The sequence below is a fragment of the Solwaraspora sp. WMMB335 genome (genome assembly GCF_049179075.1).
In the GTDB taxonomy this organism is placed as follows: Bacteria; Actinomycetota; Actinomycetes; order Mycobacteriales; family Micromonosporaceae; genus Micromonospora_E.
The window spans coordinates 4717196-4735647 of record NZ_JBMHMF010000001.1 but is presented as its reverse complement, the minus strand read 5'-3'; the positions used below and the strand labels follow the sequence as shown (position 1 = coordinate 4735647).

Here is an 18452-nt window from a genome sequence, read left to right as displayed (position 1 = left end):
ACAAAGATGGAGCGAAGCCCACCGGCTTAACCGGAACTTGAAGCTTGCATCGATGGTTTATCGAGCTTGCCGACGTAGACTCCCGAGCGACACCAACACCCAGATCCATTGCCCCGTTTAAGCACCGGAATCTCTGGTCCAGTTTCCCGGAGCGGCCCCCCATGAGCTCTCGCGTGACCCTCACCGTCGTGCTCGCAGCCCTGGTCGTCGGTGGTGTGCTGATGATCCCCACCGCCTCGGCGCGGCTGGCCGGGGCAGGCACGCCGGTCGCGAACGAGCCCGTCGGAATCCGGTCCGACGCCACTGCCGATGCTGCCCCCGCGGTCGCCTCGCCGCAACCGCCGGTCGTACCGACCCTGCGCGCCGCACCCGTTTCGGTCACTGTCGACGGCTTCATGTCCTGGGCGCTGCTCGACCGGGCCACCGGCGAGATCGACGGATCGGACAACATCACCGATACCAACTCCACCGAGTCGATGATCAAGATCTGGATCGTCTCGGACTACCTACGCCAGCTCGACGACTCCGCACCCGGCGACTCGACCCTGCAGATGGCCGTGACAGCCATCCGGGACAGCGACGACAGCGCCGCCGACCGGCTCTACTACGCCGCCGGTGGCGACGCGGTGATCGACCGCATGATCAAGATGTGCGGACTTCGGCAGACCCGCAAGGTCGTTCCGTCCGGCGAGCGCAGTGTCTGGTGGAGCTACACCCAGATGTCCGCCCGGGATGCCGTACTGCTCGGTGAATGCGTCAAGAACGGCACGGCCGCCGGGCCCGACTGGACCGACTGGGTGCTCGGCGAGATGGCCCAGGTACGTGGTGGTACCGCCGCGTCCGAGCAGCGGGAAGACTCCGGCGGTGGCCGGTGGGGCATCATCGACGGCCTGCCACGAAGCATGCTCGACGAGGTCGACGTCGGCATCAAGAACGGTTGGACGCTGATCTGGGCCGACCGGCAGTGGCACCTCAACTGCCTCGCGGTCAGCGACGACTGGGTGCTCGCCGTCATGATGCGGTACCCGGGCACGCACGGACTCGACTATGGTGCCGGTGTCTGTCGTGACGTGACCCGGCAACTCGTCACCCCGCACGCGGGCGCCTCCATCCGGCTACCCGCCGCCCCGGTCCCGGCCACCCCTGCCCCCGAAAGCTGACATGCCCGTGAACCCCGCACGGTCCGGCCGCGAACCCCGCTCCTCCGGTCCGGACCGACAGGCCCGCGGCGCGGCCGTGGCCCGTCACCTGCCCTCGCGCCGTCGGCTGCCGGTGATCCTGTTCGCCGTACTCGTTGTCGTCGCGGGCATGCTCGCCGTGTCACGTCTCGTGCCCGGTGGGCCTCTCGCCCCGTCCGCCGGCAAGCATCAGGCCGCAGGACGTCAGGTCGCGGCAGCCGCACCGGACGGTACGGCGCCCGCGACCCCGAGCCCCAGCCCGACTCCCAGTCCCAGCTTGCCGCCGCTGGACATCGCGCCGACCGAGGTCGACCTCGACGTCGACGGCTGGTGGTCGTGGGCGATGCTCGACCGGCGGACCGGCGAGATCGCCGGGTCGGCCAACCTCGACCAGACCAGCACCACCGCGTCGCTGATCAAGGCGTGGATCGCGGCCGACGTCCTGCGTGCGGCCACCGCCGACGGCCGCACCCCGAACGACTACCGGATGTGGCAACTGGAGATCATGATCAGGGACAGCGACAACGCTGTCGCGGAGCAGCTGTGGCAGGAAATCGGCCGATCGGCCGCCATCGACCGGATGGTCGCCATCTGCGCGTTGACCGACAGCAGTTCCACCCAGAACCGGTGGAGCACCACCATGCTCTCCCCACGCGATGTCGCCCGACTCGGTGACTGCATCGCCGACGGACGCGCCGCTGGACCCGAGTGGACCGACTGGCTGCTGCAGCAGATGCGCAGCGTACGCAGCCCCGGCAACTTCGGGGTGATCCAGGCCTTCCCGGAAGAGGCCGCCGCCGGCATCGCGATCAAGAACGGCTGGGTGATCCGGGACGCCGACCGGGAGTGGCACGTCAACTGCCTGGCGATCGGTGACGGCTGGACCCTCGGCGTCATGGTGCGCTTCCCGACCAGCCGCCCCTACACGTACGGTGCCGAGGTCTGCCGAGGAGTCACCGGACAACTGCGGGCCGCTGCCGCGGCTGCGGCTCCGGCCTGACCGGCTGGAAGGACCCGATCCGCCTCGCCTGGGAGGACCCGATCCGGCTGGAAGGACCCGATCCGGCCGTGGAATTCGTCACGGCAGGAAGAATTCCGCGCCGCCGGTCGGCAGCGCCGGGGCCGCGTCGAGCCGGGCCGCCCGGTCGGCGAACTCCCGCAACCCGGTCACCTGGCGCTCGCCGAGCGAAAAGTCCAAGGCCCGGAAGTACGACGCCAGCGTGGCCGCGTCGAACGGCTCCCACCGGGCCGCCGCCTGCGCGACCTCGTCGAGCTCGGCCAGGCAGAGATCACGGGAGCGCAGGAACGCCTGGTGCACCTCCTTGACCCGGCCCGGGTGGGCGGTGGCGAAGTCTCGACGGACCGCCCAGACAGCGAACACCATTGGCAGCCCGGTCCAGTCCCGCCAGGCCTCGCCCAGGTCGGTGACGGTCAGGCCACGACCCGGTGCCTCGTACCGGGCCCGCAGCGCCACGTCGCCGATGAGCACGGCCGCGTCGGCCTCCAGCAACATCTGCGTGACGTCCGGCGGACAGGTGAAGTAGTCCGGGGCCGCGGCGTACCGCTGCGCCAGCAGCATCCTGGCCAGCAGTACCCCGGTACGCGAGGTCGAGCCGAGCGCGACCCGCCGGCCGGACAGCTCGGCGAGCGGGCGGGTGGCGACGATGTTGACCGACAGCACCGGCCCGTCGCTGCCCACCGCGATGTCCGGCAACAGTAGGAACCGATCGGCGTGTCGCAGGTACTCGACCAGCGAGATCGGGCCGATGTCCAGGTCACCGGCGACCAGCGCGGCACCGAGCCGTTCCGGCGAGTCCTTGTGCAGATCGACGTCGAGCAGCGCCCCGGAGCGCATCAGCCCCCAGTAGATGGGCAGGCAGTTCAGAAACTGGATGTGCCCGACCCGTGGCCGGCGCAACTCGCCGCCCGTACCCCCGTCACCCTGACTCATGATCCCTACCGTATCCCTACCGTGACCGGCGGACGATCCGGTCGCTGCGGCACCGGAATTCGGTTGACGGGCGACGCCGGCCGCGTAGTGTCAAAGGCCGCTTTGACGGCCGCGGTGAGCACGCACCGCAGCGGACGTCCCCGCGCCGGCGTCGGCCATCCGCGCCCGGATACGCGAAGCGAGCAGGCAGACGACCCGGCAAGGACTCAGCGTGCCCGCACCCGAGCTCAACACCGACCTCGACGCCGAACGCGAACACCTCACCGCATCCCGTGCCGCCCTGCGCCGCATGCGCGAACGAGCGCAGGGGCTCTTCGCCGCCGGTGAGAACGTCGCCGGCGACCGGTACACCGCAGAAACCCTCGGCAGCACACTCGCCCGACGGGTGGCCGAGCTCGCCGACCACCCGAACACGCCGTTGTTCTTCGGCCGGCTGGAGTTCGGCGCCGACACGCACGGTCACGACGATTCGATCGAACCTGCCGACTCGAACGAGCCCGCCGGCAACCGCTACCACATCGGACGTCGGCACGTCACCGACGATCTCGGCGAACCCATGGTGCTCGACTGGCGGGCCCCGGTCTCGCGTGCCTTCTACCGCGCCAGTGCCCGCGACCCGCACGGCGTGCGGGTTCGCCGCCGGTTCGGCTACGCCGGCGGCGAGCTGACCAGCTTCGAGGACGAACACCTGCACCGGGGCGAGGAACTCGGCACCACCAGCCGCATCCTGACCAGTGAGATCGAGCGTCCCCGGGTCGGCCCGATGCGCGACATCGTGGCCACCATCCAGCCCGAGCAGGACGAGCTCGTCCGCGCCGACCTGGCCACCTCGATCTGCGTACAGGGTGCGCCGGGCACCGGCAAGACCGCGGTCGGTCTGCACCGGGCCGCGTATCTGCTGTACGCCTACCGCGAACAACTGCGCCGTACCGGCGTACTGGTCCTCGGGCCGAACCGGGCGTTCCTCGCCTACATCGCGAACGTACTGCCCGCGCTCGGCGAGGTGGAGGTCGGGCAGAGCACGATCGCCGAACTGATCGGCCGTGTCCCGGTGCGGGCCGAGGACGGCGAACAGGCCGCCGCGCTCAAACACGATCCGCGGATGGCCGAGGTGCTGCGCCGGGCCGTCGCGGCGTACCTCGGTGAGCCGACCGAACCGATCGTGGTCGCCGACGGCTCGTTCCGCTGGCGGATCACCGTCGAAGCGTTGCGCGGCGTGGTGCGGTCGGTACGTGCGGAGGACCCGCCGTACCGCACCGGCCGGGACCGGGTGCTGGCCCGGGTCGTCGGGCTGCTGCAACGCCAGGCGGAGACCCGACGCGCGGAGTCACCGAGCGACGCCTGGCTGCGCCGGATGGCCCGAGCCGTCCCGGTCCGGGCCTTCATGGACCGGGTCTGGCCGGCGCTGGCCCCGGAGCAGGTGGTGCTCCGGCTGCTCACCGACGCGCGGCGGTTGGCCGCCGCGGCCGGTGGTCTGCTCGACGACGCCGAGCAGGCGGCCCTGCTACGGCCGCCGGCCAGGTCGGTCCGCTCGACCAGCTGGACCGAGGCCGATCTGGTGCTCATCGACGAGGTGGCCGGCCTGTTGGAACGCCCGTCCGGCTTCGGGCACGTCATCGTCGACGAAGCGCAGGATTTGTCCCCGATGCAGTGCCGGGCGATCGCCCGGCGCAGCGAGCACGGCTCGATCACCCTGCTCGGCGATCTGGCACAGGGCACCGCGCCGTGGGCCGCCACCGACTGGCGGCGCAGCCTGGCCCACCTCGGCCGGCCGGACGCGGCGGTGGTGCCGCTGACCGTCGGGTTCCGGGTGCCGGCGGCGGTGGTGGCACTGGCCAACCGGCTGCTGCCGGCGCTCGGGGTCGACGTACCGGCCGCGGTGTCGCTGCGCCGGGACGGCACGCTTGAGCTGCGTACCGTCGCCGATCCGGTGGCCGCGACGGTGGCCGAGGTCCGCTCGGCCCTGGCGCACGACGGTTCGGTCGGGGTGATCGGCGCGGACGCCGCACTCGGCGCCGTCCGCGACGCGCTGGTGGCGGCCGGCGTCCCGGTCGCCGGCGCCGCGCCGGCCGATCCCGCGACCCGGGTGGCGGTGGTCGCCGCCAGCGAGGTCAAAGGACTGGAGTACGACCACGTGGTGGTGGTCGAGCCGGCCCGGATCGTCGCGGCGGAACCGCGCGGTCTGCACCGGCTGTACGTGGTGCTGACCCGCGCGGTCTCCCGGCTGGTGGTGGTGCACGCCGAACCGTTGCCGACGGTCCTGGCCGCCGCGACGACGACCGCCGCCACGCCCGCTACGGCGGTAGCAGACAGCTGAATACCAGGGACGACCGCCCCACGGGGTTGTCGCGGCGGCAGCTGGGAAACAATTGGCCGGTGGGCGAAAGTGCTACGGGCGGGGCGGGGCGCGTCGGCGGGAACGGCCGGCGGATGCTCGGCTTTCTCGCCGCGGTGCTGCCGGTCGCCCTGGTGCCGCTGACCGCTGAACTGCTGCGGCACCGGCTGCCGGACCGGTTGCCGATGCATTGGGACGCCAGCAGCGCGGTCGACGCCACCAGCTCGCTGACCCACAGCGTCACCGGTTACACGATCGGCGCGGCCGCCGGCGCGGTCCTCGCCGCCGTCGGTGTGCTGCCGTTGGGCCTGCGCTGGCGGTTGCGCCGCTGGCTAGTGACCATCGGCGCGGCGGTCTCCGCCTTCGTCGGCGGCATCTGGTCGACCACCGTGTCGCTGTCGCTCGACGTGGTCGACCCGGTGCTCGCGCCCGCTCCCACCTGGCACGTTCCCGTGCTGCTGCTGGGCGTGGCCGGCTGGACGGTGCTGGCCTACCTGGCCTGCGGCACACCGCCGCCACATCCGCCGGCGAGCGGGCCGCCGGCGAACGACCTGCCCCGGGCGCCGCTACCGCCCGGCGAGGTCGGTTGGGTGGAGAAGGGGACCATCACCGGGCCCGGTCTGCTGCTGTTGGCACCGCTGGTGCTGCTCGCCGCGGTGCTGGGCGCCTGGATCAACGTCTGGGTGGCCAGCCCGGTGCTGGTCGCGATGGCGTGGCTGGTCTTCGCGCTGATCAATCGGCTCGTCATCGACCGGCGCGGAATCCACGTGGGATTCGGCCCGTGGGGATGGCCGCGGATCACCGTACCGGCGCGGGAGATATCCGGGGCTGCGGAAACCGCGGTACGTCCGGGCGAGTGGGGTGGCTGGGGGTACCGCCGCCATCGCGACATGCGTGGCCGTGGCCTGATCCTGCGCTCCGGGCCCGGCATCCGGGTCGAGCTGTCCGACGGTCGTTACTTCGTGGCGACGACCCAGGACCCGCGGACGGCGGCGGGTCTGGTGAACACGGTCGCCGACCTGGCCGACCGCTGAGTCCTCAGATGCCGGTCGGCCAGCCACTGGCCGACTGACCGGACGGGTTGAACGCGGTGTGCAGCGCCGTGGCCACCCGGTCCTGGGCCTCACCGGCCACGTCCAGCACCGCACCCATGCCGAAGAACTCGTGCGGTACGCCGTCGTAGTGGATGTGTTCGACCTGCACACCGGCGGCTCGCAGACGTTGCACGAACGCCTGCCCCTGGCTGCGCAGCGGGTCACGCTCCACCGTGATGACCACCGCCGGCGGCAGCCCGGCGAGTCGCTGTACCGGCAGGTCGAGCAGTGCGACCCGGGGATCGGCGAGCATCCCCGGGTCGGGAAACGCGTGCCGGGCGAACCAGCTCAGCATCGGCCGGTTCAGCGGGCTGGCGTCGGCCGCGTCGATCGACGACTCGGTGTCCACGCCGAGGCTGGTCACCGGATAGATCAGCACCTGCAGCAGCGGCAGCCGTTGCCCGGCGTCGCGCAACTGCAGGCAGGTGGCCGCGGCCATGTTGCCGCCGGCCGCCTCACCGGCGATGGCGATCCGGTTCGGGTCGCCACCGATCTCGCCGACGTTGGTCAGCAGCCAGCGGGTCGCCGCCAGCACGTCGTCGTGGGCGGCCGGGAACGGGTGTTCCGGAGCGTGCCGGTAGTCCACCGCCACGACCAGGCACCGCTCCTTGTTGCACAGCGCCCGGGGAGTGGCGTCGTAGGTGTCCAGGCTGCCGACCACCCAGCCGCCGGGATACAGGTAGATCAGCACCGGCAGCCCGCCGGCCGGCGACGCCGAGGTCGGCCGGTAGACCCGCAGCGTCACCGCCCCGGCCGGGCCGTCGACGGCGTACTCGAAGACCGAGTCGACCGGTTCCCGTTCGTCGAGATCACCCCGATCGGTACGGATCCGGGCCACCGCGTCGGCGAGAGTGGGCTGCCGCCGTGCTTCGACCGGGTCGAGGATCTCGGTGGGACGCGGGCCCAGCGCGGCGAACGCGTCCAGCAGTGCCTGCGACTGCGGTTCGAGGCGCCCGGACGCGTCGGTGGCGATCCAGCCGCGCCGCCCGGAGGTGCGGTCCCGGAGCCGGTCGATCAGCCCGGCCGGGCCGCCCAGCAGCCGGCTGCTTCTGGGATTGTTCGGCGCCTGCGGATGGGGGTGGGTCGGTGCCCGGTGCTTGGCCTCGGTGAACCGGGCACCGAGCTGCGCCATCCGATCCGGTCCCACGGCCGCGCGCAGCGCCGGCAGCAGGGTGCCTTCCTGCTCGGTGGCCTGGCGCCGGACCTCGGCGATCAGATGGCTGAGTGCTTCTTCGAAGTCGAGGTTGCCGGGTCTGGAGCGGTCGATCTCAGCCGCCGCCTCCTTGATCCGCTGGCGGTTGTGTCGACCCCGCCGCACCAGTTCGGTCAGTTCGCCGGCCGGCTGGCCGGCGGCGGCGAACTGGTCGGCGACCTCGGGCTCTTCGAACACCGGATCCAAGGCCTGCTCCTCGGCGGCCAGGTGGATGGACAGCCGGTACACCACCTGGTCGGCGAGGATCCGCCGATCGCCCTGATCGGCCTCAAGTTGCTGGAACAGCCGATCGAGCAGGATGTGGTCGTCGTTGATCGCCCGGTCGATGTCGCCGGGCCGCGTCTCGTACGACTGTCTCACCCGGCTGTATTACCCCTGCTCAGCGGGTTATCCACGGCATCCGGCATGATTCCGGCCCGAAGTGTCGGTCAGTGGTGCCAGGATGCGGGCTGCGGGGACTTTGCCGACGTGCCGCCCACCCCGCAGGAGGAGAGGCCACCATGCCCGTCGCCACGGCCGGGGTCCCCGCCTGGGTCGACCTCGGCACTGCCGACCTGCCCGCAGCGATCCGGTTCTACGGTGAGTTGTTCGGCTGGACCGCCGAGGTCTCAGACGATCCGGACTCGGCGGGCTATACGATCTTCACCAAGGATGCCAAACCGGTCGCCGGGGCGGGAACGGTCTCCACTGGTGGCCAGCCACCGACGTGGACCACCTATCTGGGCACGCTGGACGTGCAGGCCACCACGAAACTCGTCGAATCGGCCGGTGGGACGGTGCTGATGCCACCGTTCGACGTGGCCGACCGCGGCCGGGCCGCCGTCTTCAGTGATCCCGGGGGCGCCACCTTCGCGGCCTGGCAGCCGCTGGAGATGGCTGGCGCCGAGTTGTTCAACGTGCCGGGTTCGCTCTGCTGGAACGAGCTGACCACCCGCGACCCGGACGGTGCCAAGGAGTTCTACGGCGCGGTGTTCGACTGGGAGAACCGCGACACCCCGTTTCCGCCGATCATGTATACCGAGTGGCTGGTGGAGCAGCAGCCGGTCGCCGGCATGATGCCGATGGTCGGCGACGACTGGCCGGCCGACCTGCCGGCACACTGGATGGTCTACTTCGCGGTCAACGACTGCGACGCCACCGCCGCGCATGCCCGCGCGATCGGCGGCACGGTGTCAGTCCCTCCGACCGATCTGCCGCACGGCCGGTTCGCCGTGCTCAACGACCCGCAGGGCGCCTTCTTCTCGGTCATCCGCATCGCCGGCGACTGATCGTTCGGGACCGGCGGGCGCTGCCGGGCCGCAAGGCGCTGCCGGGCCGGCGCGATCGCGTACCGGCACCACCAGCGGGCCGTGCTCGCCCGGCAGCACCCGGACCCGGGCCCGGTAGTACCGGGCCAGATTCTCCTCGGTGAGCACCTGCTCCGGGCGGCCGTCGGCGACCGCCCGGCCGTCGGCCAGCAGCACCAGCCGGTCGGCGTACTCGCCGGCCACCGACAGGTCGTGCATGGTGGCCAGCACGCTGAGCCCACGGTCGCGCCGCAACTCGTCGACCAACTCCAGCACCTCCTGCTGGTGACCGATGTCCAGGGCGCTGGTCGGCTCGTCCAGCAGCAGCAACGGTGCCTGCTGGGCCAGCGCCCGGGCCAGCAGCACCCGCTGGCGCTCTCCGCCGGACAGGGTGCTCAGCTCCCGTGCGGCGAACGTGCCCAGCGCCAGCCGGTCCAGCACCTGCGCCACCACCGCCAGGTCCGCCGCCGACTCCCGGCCCAACGGCGGGATGTACGGGGTGCGCCCAAGCAGCACGTACTCGGCGACCGACATCCCGGCCGGGATCGCCGGCGACTGCACGACGGTAGCCACCAGCCGGGCCCGAGCCCGCCGGCTGAGCCGGTCGATCGGCGTACCGAACAGGTCGAGGGTGCCGCCGATGGCGGGCAGCAGGCCGCCGGTCGTCCGCAGCAGGGTCGACTTGCCGGCCCCGTTCGGGCCGATCACGGCCACCCACTCGCCCGCAGCCACGGTGAGGTCCACTCCGTCGAGCACGGTGGTGTCACCGAGTCGTACCCGGAGGCCCCGGGCGGTCACCGGAGCTGGATCAGCCGACCTCACAACGTCACCGCTCGCCGGGTGGTACGCAGCACCAGCACGAAGAACGGGGCACCGAAGAAGGCGGTGACCACACCGATCGGGATCTCTGCCGGCGCGGCCACGGTGCGGGCGATCACGTCGGCGGCGGTCAGGAACGCCCCGCCCAGGAGCACCGCCAGCGGCAGGATGACCCGATAGCTGGCCCCGACGACCAGCCGGACCAGATGGGGCACGATCAGCCCGATGAACCCGATCAGCCCGGACACCGACACCGCCGCCGCGGTGCCCAGTGACGCGGCGCCGAGCAGCAGGTACCGCGAGCGCTGCGGGTGCAGGCCGAGGCTGGCCGCCTCCTCGTCACCCACCGACAGCACGTCCAGCTCACGCCGGTGGGCCAGCACCACGGCGGCGGAGAGCACCGCGTACGGCAGGATCAGTCGTACCTCGTGCCAGCCGTCGGTGGCGAGCCGGCCGAGCAGCCAGGAGTAGACCTCGCGGATGGTGTCGACGTGGCGCTGCAGCAGGTACGTCTGCCCGGCGGCGAGGAAGGCGGACACCGCCACCCCGGCGAGGATCAGCGTCGCCGGCGACCGGTCCCGGCCACCGGCCGCACCGAGCAGGTACGTCAACCCGACGGCGCCGAGCGCCCCGACGAACGCCGCCAGCGGCACGGTCACCGGCAGCCCGGTCAGCACACCGCCCGCCGACCGCAGGGCGATGACCGTGGTCACCGCCAGGCCGGCACCGGCGGCTACCCCGAGCAGGTGCGGATCGGCCAGCGGATTGCGGAACACGCCCTGGTAGCAGCCGCCGGCCAGTGCCAGCATGCCGCCGACCAGCGACGCCAGCACCACCCGGGGCAGCCGCAGCTGCGTCACGATCGCCACCTCGCGTTCGGTCAACCCGCTGTCGACGTGCACGCCGGGCAACAGGTCGACCAGCTCGACGGCGACCCGCAGCGGCGGCAGGCTGGCCGGGCCGAAGGCGAGGCCGGCCAGCACGGCCAGTCCGGCGACCAGCAGCGCCGCCGCGAACCAACCGGCGGTCAGGCCCGGCCGGCGACGGGGCACGACCCCGCCGCCCGCGTCGATCGACACTTCAGGAGGTCGCCGCGGCAACCGCGTCGACGATGGACCGGACCAGGTCGACGACGCGGGGCCCCCACCGGGAGGCGATGTCGTCGTCGAGCTCGACCACCTGGCCGGCCCGCACCGCGCTGATGGTCGACCAGCCGGCCCGTTGCGCCACCGCTTCGGCGTCCTGCTGACAGCACTTCGTGTCGGCCAGGAAGATCAGGTCCGGATCGGCGGCGATCACCGACTCGGCGGACAACTGCGGGTAGCCACCGGACTGGTCATCGGCGTCCGCCGGGTCGGCGATGTTCTCCAGGCCGACCAGGCTGAACAGTGACCCGATGAAGGTCTTGCTGGTCACCGAGTAGAACGTCGGGTCCAGTTCGTAGTAGTAGGTCAGCGGCTCGGCCGTCGTCGGCGCGTCGGCGACCAGTTTGTCGATGTCCGCCCGCATGGTCGTGACCAGGTCGGCCGCCGTGTCGACGTGCCCGGTCAGCGTGCCCAACTCGGTGATCTGGCGGTACGTGTCGTCCAGCGTCACCGCCGCCTCGGCCAGGTAGACCGGGATGTCCAGCCGGGACAGCCCGGCGACCACCCCGTTGGTGTCCCCGGAGAGCACCACCAGATCGGGGTCGTAGCTGGCGATCGCCTCCGCGTTCGGGGTGAATCCGGACAGGTCGGTGATCGGTGCCTCGGGCGGGTGGTTCGAGTTGTCGTCGACCGCGCTCACCTGGTCACCGGCACCGATCGCGAAGAGCATCTCGGTCGCGGTGGGCGACAGCGCGACGATCTGCTCCGGACGTTCGTCCAGGGTCAGCTCGCCGACCGTCACCGGAAAGCCGGCACCGCTGCTCGGGCTGCCGGCCGCCGACGGCGCGTCCGGCTCGGACGTCGCGCAGCCGGCCACGGTCAGGATCACGGCAGCGGCGGCCGTCGTGGCGCGCAGCACGGTCGCCCGTACCGCTACGGGTCGGTTCATCTGGGCCTCCTGTCGGTCGAGGTCTGGTGCTTCGCCGACAGGTCGGGCGCGCCGCGCTCCGGCCAGGTGGCGAGGCGCCCTTCCTCGAGAGCGCTGGTTCTCGCGACCACGCGGCAGGCGACCTGACTCGCCTCGGCGACCGGAGCACGGACCTGTCGAGGCTCACAGTTGCGGGACAGTGCCGGAATCGCACCGGCTTCGCTGCACAGGTGATCGTCAGCACGGTAACTCACCCGCACCGACCTGCGACAACGCGGGCCGGTGGGCGGGCAGACGGGCAGGCAGACGGGCAGGTGGGCGGGCCGCCGTACGGTGAGCTGCGTCGCACGGCGGCCCGCGTTGATCGGACCTGAGTGTCAGGTCAGGAGCTGGTGATCAGTACGTCGTCGATGGCGGCCTCGACGAGGCTGGCGGTGGAAGCGTCCGCCGCCTCGACCAGGATGCGCACCGACTGCCCGGCGTACGGGGTCAGGTTGTAGCTGCCGGTCGACCAGGAGCCGTACCGGTTGCTGGCCGCACCGGCCTGGTTGAGCAGGGTGGTCGTGCCACCGCTGTGCACCACGCTGACCCGGAAGTAGTCCGCCGACGACGAGTTGTTCAGATGGGCCAGGTACCAGGCCAGGGACAGGGTCAGGGTGCCGCTGGACGGCAGCGCGATCGCCGGCGAGCGGGCACTGGTGGAGCCACCGTCGATGTCGTACGACCCGGCCGAGGAGCCTGCCGCCGCCCCGGTGACCAGGCTGTTGCTGCCCTGGTACGCGGTCAGCTGCAACGCCCCGCCGGAGCTGGTGGCCTGCGCGACGCCGCGCTCCCACTGCCCGGTGCTGGCGGTGTCCGTGCCGCTGGGGTTGGTGGTCCACCCGGTCGCGGTCTCGAAGGTGTCCGCCCAGACGGTGGTGCCGGGCGGGTCGACGGGGCCGCCACCGCCGCAGTACTGGCCCTCCTTGCCGATCACCCGGTACGGGCAGTCGGCGTACTCGCTGAGCATCAGCACCGCTTCCCGGTTGCGGGCGGTCTGGGCCGGGATCACCTCGTCGGGCGGGTAGAAACCGCCACCGCCGGACGAGCCGGGGTACATCTCGAACGTGTACGCCCAGATGTCGTGCACACCCCACATCCAGTCGATACTGCTGCCGTCGGTGATGTACAGGTCGGAGGCCTGTTGCGGGGTGTAGCCGTTGGTCGCCGCCATCTGTCCGCCGAGGGTCGCGAAGGTGTTGTACTCGTCGGCGGTCATCCCGGAGGGGGTGTTCGAGGTGGTGTAGCCGAACGGCCAGAGCACCAGCTCCGAGTAGGTGTGAAAGTCGATGTTGGCCTTGATCTGCTGCTCACCGCCGACCACCCGGCTGTTGACGAAGTTGCGTAGCGCCTGGGTCTCCGGGGCGGAGAAGGCGTACGGGCCACGGTAGGTCGCCGACGACGGAGAGCCGGACGAGCCGCCGCAGCAGCCCCACAGGTAGTCCCAGTTGCGGTTCAGGTCGGTGCCGACCGCGACGGCACCGCTGTTGGGCTGCCGGTTCTTGCGCCAGGACCGGTACGACCCGGTGGCGATGTCGTACTCGCTGCCGTCCGGATTGACCGTGGGCACGATCCAGATCTCGCGGGTGTTGACGATGTTGGTGATCCGTGAGTCGCTGCCGTAGTTGTCGGTGAACAGGTTCAGCAGGTACACCGCCATCTCGACGGTGAGGTGTTCACGGGCGTGCTGCTGGTGGTTGAACAGGATCTCCGGCTCGTCCTCGTCGGTGGCGACGTTGTCGGAGATCTTCACCGCCATCAGGTCGCGGCCCTCGTACGAGGTCCCGATGCTGATCTTGCGGGCGATGTTCGAGTGGCTGGCGACCACCTGGTTGACCACCGTGGTCAGCTCGGCGTAGTTGTGGTAAGCCGAGTCGGCCGGCGGGAAGTCCATCGTGGTGATGTCGTCCGACTCACCGGTGGTCGGAGCACGAACCGCATCGACGTCGAAGCCGAGCGCCTGGATCGCCCGGACTTCGGCACGGGTCGCGGTGATGTTGAGCACGCCGTGCTCGATGTAGTCGATGGCGGCACCGGTTCGCGCCACCGCGTCGCGATCGGCGAGGGTGCGGGGCCCGAGGACCCGGTAGGGGCCGGCGATCGACTCGCGATCCACGCCGGCGGGTGTGGGATCTGCCGACACTGGGCCGGTCAGGATGGCGAACAGGCCGACGACGGCTGCGATGGCCAGGACGATGGTCCTGCGCCATGACGAGCCGGTCGCCGCCGATGGTGCGCGGAATCGCATACAAACCTCCTGGGGGTGGGGAGGATCCCGCTGTTGCGACAACTGCACCATCTGTCACATGGTCATATCAATATCAATTACGCTCCGTTCCATGCCAAGCTGATCATCACACCACCCAGATACTTCGCGTACCGGACACCACACGATGCGTTGGCCCGCCGATGAACTGCGCTCGGCCGGTGAGCCGATCGGCCGTATCCTCAGGGTGTGCGGCCATCCGCGCCGCCCGCCCTGCCGCGAGAGGCGTTGTCAGGGTCTGCGGGCGACCAGGATGCCCAGCGGCGGCCGGTCCGGTGTCGGCGGGGTCTGCTCGACGGTCACCAGGACCAGGAAGCCGGCCTCGGTCAACAACCGCGCCACCTCGGCCGGCCGCTGCCGGTGGAAGCACAGATCGATCTGCTTGCCCTCGAACTCGTCCCGGTGTCGGATGTCGTCGCCGATCTGGAAGACCAGCATCAGATAGCCGCCCGACACCAGCACCCGGTGGAACTCGGCGAACGCCGCTGGCCGCCGCTGCCACGGTAAATGGATGATCGAGAAGTAGGCGAGCAGCCCGCCGAGCCCACCGTCCGGCAGGTCCAGGTCGAGCATCGAGCCCACCTCGAACCGCAGCCCCGGGTACGCCTGCCGGGCGTACCCGATCATCCCCGGGGACAGGTCGACACCGAAGGCGTCCAACCCGTGTCCGGCCAACAGCACAGTGACCCGACCCGGGCCGCAGCCGACATCGGCGACCGTAATGTTGCCCGTCGACCGCACCAGCTCGGCGAACATGCCCAGCATGGCTCGATCCAGCGGCGCCTCGTCGAGGGCCGTCTTCACCCCCTCGACGTACTCGCCGACGATGCTGTCGTACGAGTCGCGGGTGGCGCTCAGGAAACCGGCATCAGACACTGGCAGCACGGTAGCGGCGCTGCCGGCGGACCGCCAGTGACGCGTGATCGCCGGTACCCGCCGTCGGCGACGACCTCAGCCGATTCTCATCCTTTTCTCATGAACCCGTGCTCTGATCGGCAGGTATGGGCAGCTCAGCCGGACACATCCTGATCGTCGACGACCAGCCGAACATCGTCGACATGCTGGTCACCGTGCTCACCTTCCACGGGTTCACGGTCGACTCCGCGACCACCGTCGCACAGGCGCAGCAGCTCGCCGAGTCGGTCCGGCCGGATCTCGTCGTACTCGATGTGATGTTGCCCGACGGCGACGGCTTCGAGCTGTGCCGGCGGCTGCGCGAACGCGGACACCGGTTCGGCATCGTCTTCCTGACCGCCCGCGACGCCCGCCGCGATCTGGTCTCCGGGCTCACCCTCGGCGGCGACGACTACCTGACCAAGCCGTTCGCGGTGGAGGAACTGCTGGCCCGGGTACGGGCGGTGCTGCGCCGGGTGGGCGCCGGCTCCGGCCGGTCCGGGGCGGGCGACCCGGCTGGACCGGGTGCCCATGGCGGTTCGGCGGGGTCGGCCGGTTCCGTGCTGCGGTACGCCGACCTGGAGTTGGACGAGGACACCCTGCTGGTGCAGCGGGCCGGCACCCCGGTCCAGCTCTCGCCGACCGAGTTCAAGCTGCTGCGCTACCTGATGCTCAACGCCGGCCGGGTCCTGTCACGCACCCAGATCCTGGAGGCGGTGTGGCGCTACGACTTCGGCGGCGAGTCGAACGTGGTCGACACCTACATCGGCTATCTGCGCCGCAAACTGGACCCGCTCGGTGAGCCGCTGATCGTCACCCACCGCGGCTTCGGCTACGCGATGCGCACCGCCGCGAAGGGGTGAGCCGTCATGCCGCGTACCCCGGTCCGCCGCGCCCCGCGCTGGTCGCTGCGCCGCTCGTTGATCGCCGCCACCGTCGCGCTCACCTGCACCGCGCTGCTGATCACCGGTCTGGTCAGCGCGGTCGCGTTGCACCAGCAACTGATGAACCAGACCGACGATCAACTCGCCACGGCCGCCGCGCTGGTCACCGAAGGCAGCCGGCAGATCGCCCGGATCGGCGAACGGGACCAGGCGGTACGCGCGGTACTCGGCCCGACCGAGTTCCTGGTGGAGATCCGGACCGATGACGGCGAGGTGACCCGGTTCGCCTCCACCGCACCGGTGCCGGTGACCCCGCTGCTGGACGTCGCACCGGCACCGCCACCCGGCGGGCAGTCGCCGCTGACCAACATCACCACGCCGCAGGGGCGTTACCGGGTGGTCACCATCGACGCCGGCCCCTCCGTGGTGCTGCTGGGGCTGCCGCTGACCCCGGTCCGGGAGACCGTGGCCCAGCTGCTCGGCATCGAGGTGCTGGTCTCGGCCGGGGTCGCCGTGCTGCTGGCGCTCCTGGCCCGGATGCTGATCGTGGCCCGGCTGCGCCCGCTGGACGACATCGCGCACACCGCCGACGCTATCGCTGGCGGGCAACTGGACCGCCGGGTGCCGATCACCGACGACCCGCGACGGGTACGGCGCACCGAAGCGGGCCGGCTGACCCTCGCGGTCAACGGAATGCTGGACCGGATCCACGCCGCGCTGGCCGCCCGGGCCCGCTCGGAGGAGCGGATGCGCTCGTTCGTGGCCGACGCGTCACACGAGCTGCGTACCCCGCTGACCGCGATCCGCGGCTACACGCAACTGTTGCGCGGCGGCATGGTCGACGAGCGGCGGCGGCCGGACGTGCTGCGCCGGCTCGACGACGAGGCGACCAGGATGTCGAAAATGGTGACCGATCTGCTGTTCCTGGCCCGGCTGGACGCCGAACCACAGTTGCAGACCGAGCCGGTCGACATCGCGGTGCTGGCCCGGGACGCGGTCGCCGACGCGCTCGCCGTCGAGCCGCAGCGGGTGATCGCGCTGGACTCGCCGCCGCACGTGTGGGTGTGCGGGGACGCGGACGCGCTGCGCCAGGTGCTGGCCAACCTGCTGGCCAACGTACGGGCGCACACGCCGGCCGAGGCGAGCGCCGAAGTGTCGGTGCACGCCGACGCCGGTCCGAGTCGGGTGCGGGTGGCAGTGTCGGACGCCGGGCCGGGGCTGCCGCCGGACGCCGCCGACCGGGTCTTCGACCGCTTCTACCGTGCCGGGGCGGCAGGCGGTGTCACCGAGGGCAGCGGTCTCGGGCTGGCGATCGTCGCCGGCACGGTCCGCGCCCTCGGCGGCGAGGTCGGTGTCGACACCGCCCCGGGCACCGGCACCACCATCTGGTTCACCGTCCCCACCGGACCAGCCCCTATCGACCGGGGTGTCGCGGTGATGTCGCCGGGCACACCGGGTACGGTCTGCGGCCGTGGTGACGACTACGGCAGACCAGGCGGCGGCTGCGGCGGCAATGGAGGCCGACGCGGACAAGTATCCGGCTGAACGGTACGAGATCCTGCTGGAAGCGGCCGGTATCTGGCGGACGGCGGGCCGACTGGACCGGGCTCGCGAGCTGCTGACCGAGGTGATCGCGGCGGGCGGCGAGGACGGCTGTTACGCCCGGTGCGAGCTGGCCGAGGTCGAGTTCGCGGTAGGGGCGGACGGCGAGGCGTACGCGGAGCTGGACCGGCTCGCCCGCGACCCGGCGCTGGGCGAGGGGCAGTGCACGCTGGTGGCCGAGTTGCTGGCCGAACGCGGCGACCTGGCCGCAGCACTGCAGTGGTACGACCGGGCCGTCGCCCGCCTGACGCCCGAGGAGATCGAGGCGTTGCGCGGACCGAACGGGTGGATGCAGATGTCGTCGGTGGTGGTCCGGGGCCGGCGCGAGATCCGGCACCGGCTCGGGTTGCCGGCCGACGCCACCGACGAGATCGCCCCGGTGGCACCGTTGCAACAGATGGCCGCGTCGGTCGGGGAGCCGACCACGCTGGACGAGGCGCGTCATGCCTTCGAGTCGGGTCGGGTACCCCAGCAGTTGCGGCTGCTGGTGTTCCAGCGCGCGGAGCGGGCCGAGGCCCGCCGCCGCTGGCCCGATACGTACACCGATTCTGACGAGGAGCACTACCCGGCGGCCGAGCGTCGCTGGCGCGAACTGGCCGACAGCGGGGTGCCGGCGATCCGGGTGGTCCCGGCGACGGTCGCCGGGTTGTCCGAGTTCGCCGAGCAGATCGGTGAGTCTCCGCTCGACCCGGCGGTGAAGACCCGTTACGCCAGGCTGGCCGCCGAGCAGAACACCATCGTCTGGCCGCCGTCGCGCAACGATCCGTGCTGGTGCGGATCGGGCACCAAGTACAAGAAGTGCTGCGGCCGAGCCGGTCTGGGTGCCTGACGCCGGACCTGACCGGAACCGGCTGAGGCCGGGACCGGCCTCGCCGTAC

General features: G+C 71.4%; 14 protein-coding genes, 1 pseudogene and 1 riboswitch. Of the genes and pseudogenes, 8 read left to right on the top strand and 7 right to left on the bottom strand.

Translation table 11 applies throughout. From position 1 onward, the window contains the following. Positions 1-161 precede the first annotated feature (161 nt). Both ACN27F_RS20460 and ACN27F_RS20455 read left to right on the top strand, forming a co-directional pair. Positions 162-1160 carry a hypothetical protein gene (locus ACN27F_RS20460; protein ID WP_421435781.1) on the top strand — a complete coding sequence of 333 codons (999 nt, stop codon included), beginning with the start codon at positions 162-164 and terminating at the stop codon, positions 1158-1160. 148 nt (positions 1161-1308) lie between these two features. Then, positions 1309-2178 (top strand): serine hydrolase, encoded by an 870-nt coding sequence (locus ACN27F_RS20455; protein ID WP_421440342.1) that lies wholly within the window; start codon positions 1309-1311, stop codon positions 2176-2178. Positions 2179-2256: 78 nt separating this feature from the next. Here ACN27F_RS20455 and ACN27F_RS20450 read toward each other — a convergent pair whose 3' ends face one another. After that, positions 2257-3129, bottom strand: a complete 873-nt coding sequence (locus ACN27F_RS20450; protein WP_421435780.1) for a menaquinone biosynthetic enzyme MqnA/MqnD family protein — start codon at positions 3127-3129, stop codon at positions 2257-2259. 211 nt (positions 3130-3340) lie between these two features. Here ACN27F_RS20450 and ACN27F_RS20445 point away from each other — a divergent pair, with 211 nt between their 5' ends. Further along, positions 3341-5446 (top strand): HelD family protein, encoded by a 2106-nt coding sequence (locus ACN27F_RS20445; protein ID WP_421435777.1) that lies wholly within the window; start codon positions 3341-3343, stop codon positions 5444-5446. Between the two features lie 59 nt (positions 5447-5505). After that, positions 5506-6498: a hypothetical protein gene (locus ACN27F_RS20440; RefSeq protein ID WP_421435775.1), complete on the top strand. Its 993-nt coding sequence runs from the start codon at positions 5506-5508 to the stop codon at positions 6496-6498. 4 nt (positions 6499-6502) lie between these two features. Here the strand turns inward: ACN27F_RS20440 and ACN27F_RS20435 are convergent, their stop codons facing one another. After that, positions 6503-8131, bottom strand: a complete 1629-nt coding sequence (locus ACN27F_RS20435; protein WP_421435772.1) for an alpha/beta hydrolase fold domain-containing protein — start codon at positions 8129-8131, stop codon at positions 6503-6505. A gap of 140 nt (positions 8132-8271) precedes the next feature. Here ACN27F_RS20435 and ACN27F_RS20430 point away from each other — a divergent pair, with 140 nt between their 5' ends. Then, the gene (locus ACN27F_RS20430; protein WP_421435770.1) at positions 8272-9039 is read left to right on the top strand and encodes a VOC family protein; all 768 of its coding nucleotides are present in this window, start codon (positions 8272-8274) and stop codon (positions 9037-9039) included. Positions 9040-9081: 42 nt separating this feature from the next. On the opposite strand, the pseudogene ACN27F_RS20425 reads toward ACN27F_RS20430, so the two are convergent. The 5 genes and pseudogenes from ACN27F_RS20425 to ACN27F_RS20405 all read right to left on the bottom strand — a co-directional run. Then, a pseudogene (locus ACN27F_RS20425) lies at positions 9082-9855 on the bottom strand (ABC transporter ATP-binding protein); the annotation flags it as partial. Positions 9856-9875: 20 nt separating this feature from the next. Next, positions 9876-10955 (bottom strand): FecCD family ABC transporter permease, encoded by a 1080-nt coding sequence (locus ACN27F_RS20420; protein ID WP_421435768.1) that lies wholly within the window; start codon positions 10953-10955, stop codon positions 9876-9878. Between the two features lies 1 nt (position 10956). Further along, on the bottom strand, positions 10957-11910 hold the full coding sequence (locus tag ACN27F_RS20415) for an ABC transporter substrate-binding protein (protein ID WP_421435766.1): 954 nt from the start codon (positions 11908-11910) through the stop codon (positions 10957-10959). Between the two features lie 95 nt (positions 11911-12005). Next, positions 12006-12168: riboswitch (cobalamin riboswitch) on the bottom strand. Between the two features lie 103 nt (positions 12169-12271). Then, positions 12272-14176 carry a M14 family metallopeptidase gene (locus ACN27F_RS20410; protein ID WP_421435763.1) on the bottom strand — a complete coding sequence of 635 codons (1905 nt, stop codon included), beginning with the start codon at positions 14174-14176 and terminating at the stop codon, positions 12272-12274. Between the two features lie 249 nt (positions 14177-14425). Next, complete coding sequence (locus ACN27F_RS20405; RefSeq protein ID WP_421435761.1) at positions 14426-15070, bottom strand: class I SAM-dependent methyltransferase; 645 nt, start codon at positions 15068-15070, stop codon at positions 14426-14428. A 125-nt stretch (positions 15071-15195) separates the two neighbouring features. Here ACN27F_RS20405 and ACN27F_RS20400 point away from each other — a divergent pair, with 125 nt between their 5' ends. From ACN27F_RS20400 to ACN27F_RS20390, 3 genes are read left to right on the top strand one after another with little or no spacing between them, the layout of a single operon-like run. Beyond that, a complete protein-coding gene (locus ACN27F_RS20400) occupies positions 15196-15951 on the top strand; it encodes a response regulator transcription factor (protein WP_421435759.1) in 756 nt (251 codons plus the stop codon). Positions 15952-15957: 6 nt separating this feature from the next. Continuing rightward, a complete protein-coding gene (locus ACN27F_RS20395) occupies positions 15958-17517 on the top strand; it encodes a sensor histidine kinase (RefSeq protein WP_421435756.1) in 1560 nt (519 codons plus the stop codon). After that, a complete protein-coding gene (locus tag ACN27F_RS20390; protein ID WP_421435754.1) occupies positions 17447-18403 on the top strand; it encodes an SEC-C metal-binding domain-containing protein in 957 nt (318 codons plus the stop codon). The genes ACN27F_RS20395 and ACN27F_RS20390 overlap by 71 nt, the downstream gene beginning before the upstream one ends. The last annotated feature ends 49 nt before the right edge of the window (positions 18404-18452 follow it).

Excerpts from the sequence above, each read along its gene's own strand:
- ACN27F_RS20455 (WP_421440342.1), top strand. The coding sequence starts at position 1,309 with ATGCTCGCCGTGTCACGTCTCGTGCCCGGTGGGCCTCTCGCCCCGTCC.
- ACN27F_RS20430 (WP_421435770.1), top strand. The coding sequence starts at position 8,272 with ATGCCCGTCGCCACGGCCGGGGTCCCCGCCTGGGTCGACCTCGGCACT.
- ACN27F_RS20400 (WP_421435759.1), top strand. The coding sequence starts at position 15,196 with ATGGGCAGCTCAGCCGGACACATCCTGATCGTCGACGACCAGCCGAAC.
- ACN27F_RS20395 (WP_421435756.1), top strand. The coding sequence starts at position 15,958 with ATGCCGCGTACCCCGGTCCGCCGCGCCCCGCGCTGGTCGCTGCGCCGC.
- ACN27F_RS20415 (WP_421435766.1), bottom strand. The coding sequence starts at position 11,910 with ATGAACCGACCCGTAGCGGTACGGGCGACCGTGCTGCGCGCCACGACG.
- ACN27F_RS20450 (WP_421435780.1), bottom strand. The coding sequence starts at position 3,129 with ATGAGTCAGGGTGACGGGGGTACGGGCGGCGAGTTGCGCCGGCCACGG.
- ACN27F_RS20460 (WP_421435781.1), top strand. The coding sequence starts at position 162 with ATGAGCTCTCGCGTGACCCTCACCGTCGTGCTCGCAGCCCTGGTCGTC.
- ACN27F_RS20410 (WP_421435763.1), bottom strand. The coding sequence starts at position 14,176 with ATGCGATTCCGCGCACCATCGGCGGCGACCGGCTCGTCATGGCGCAGG.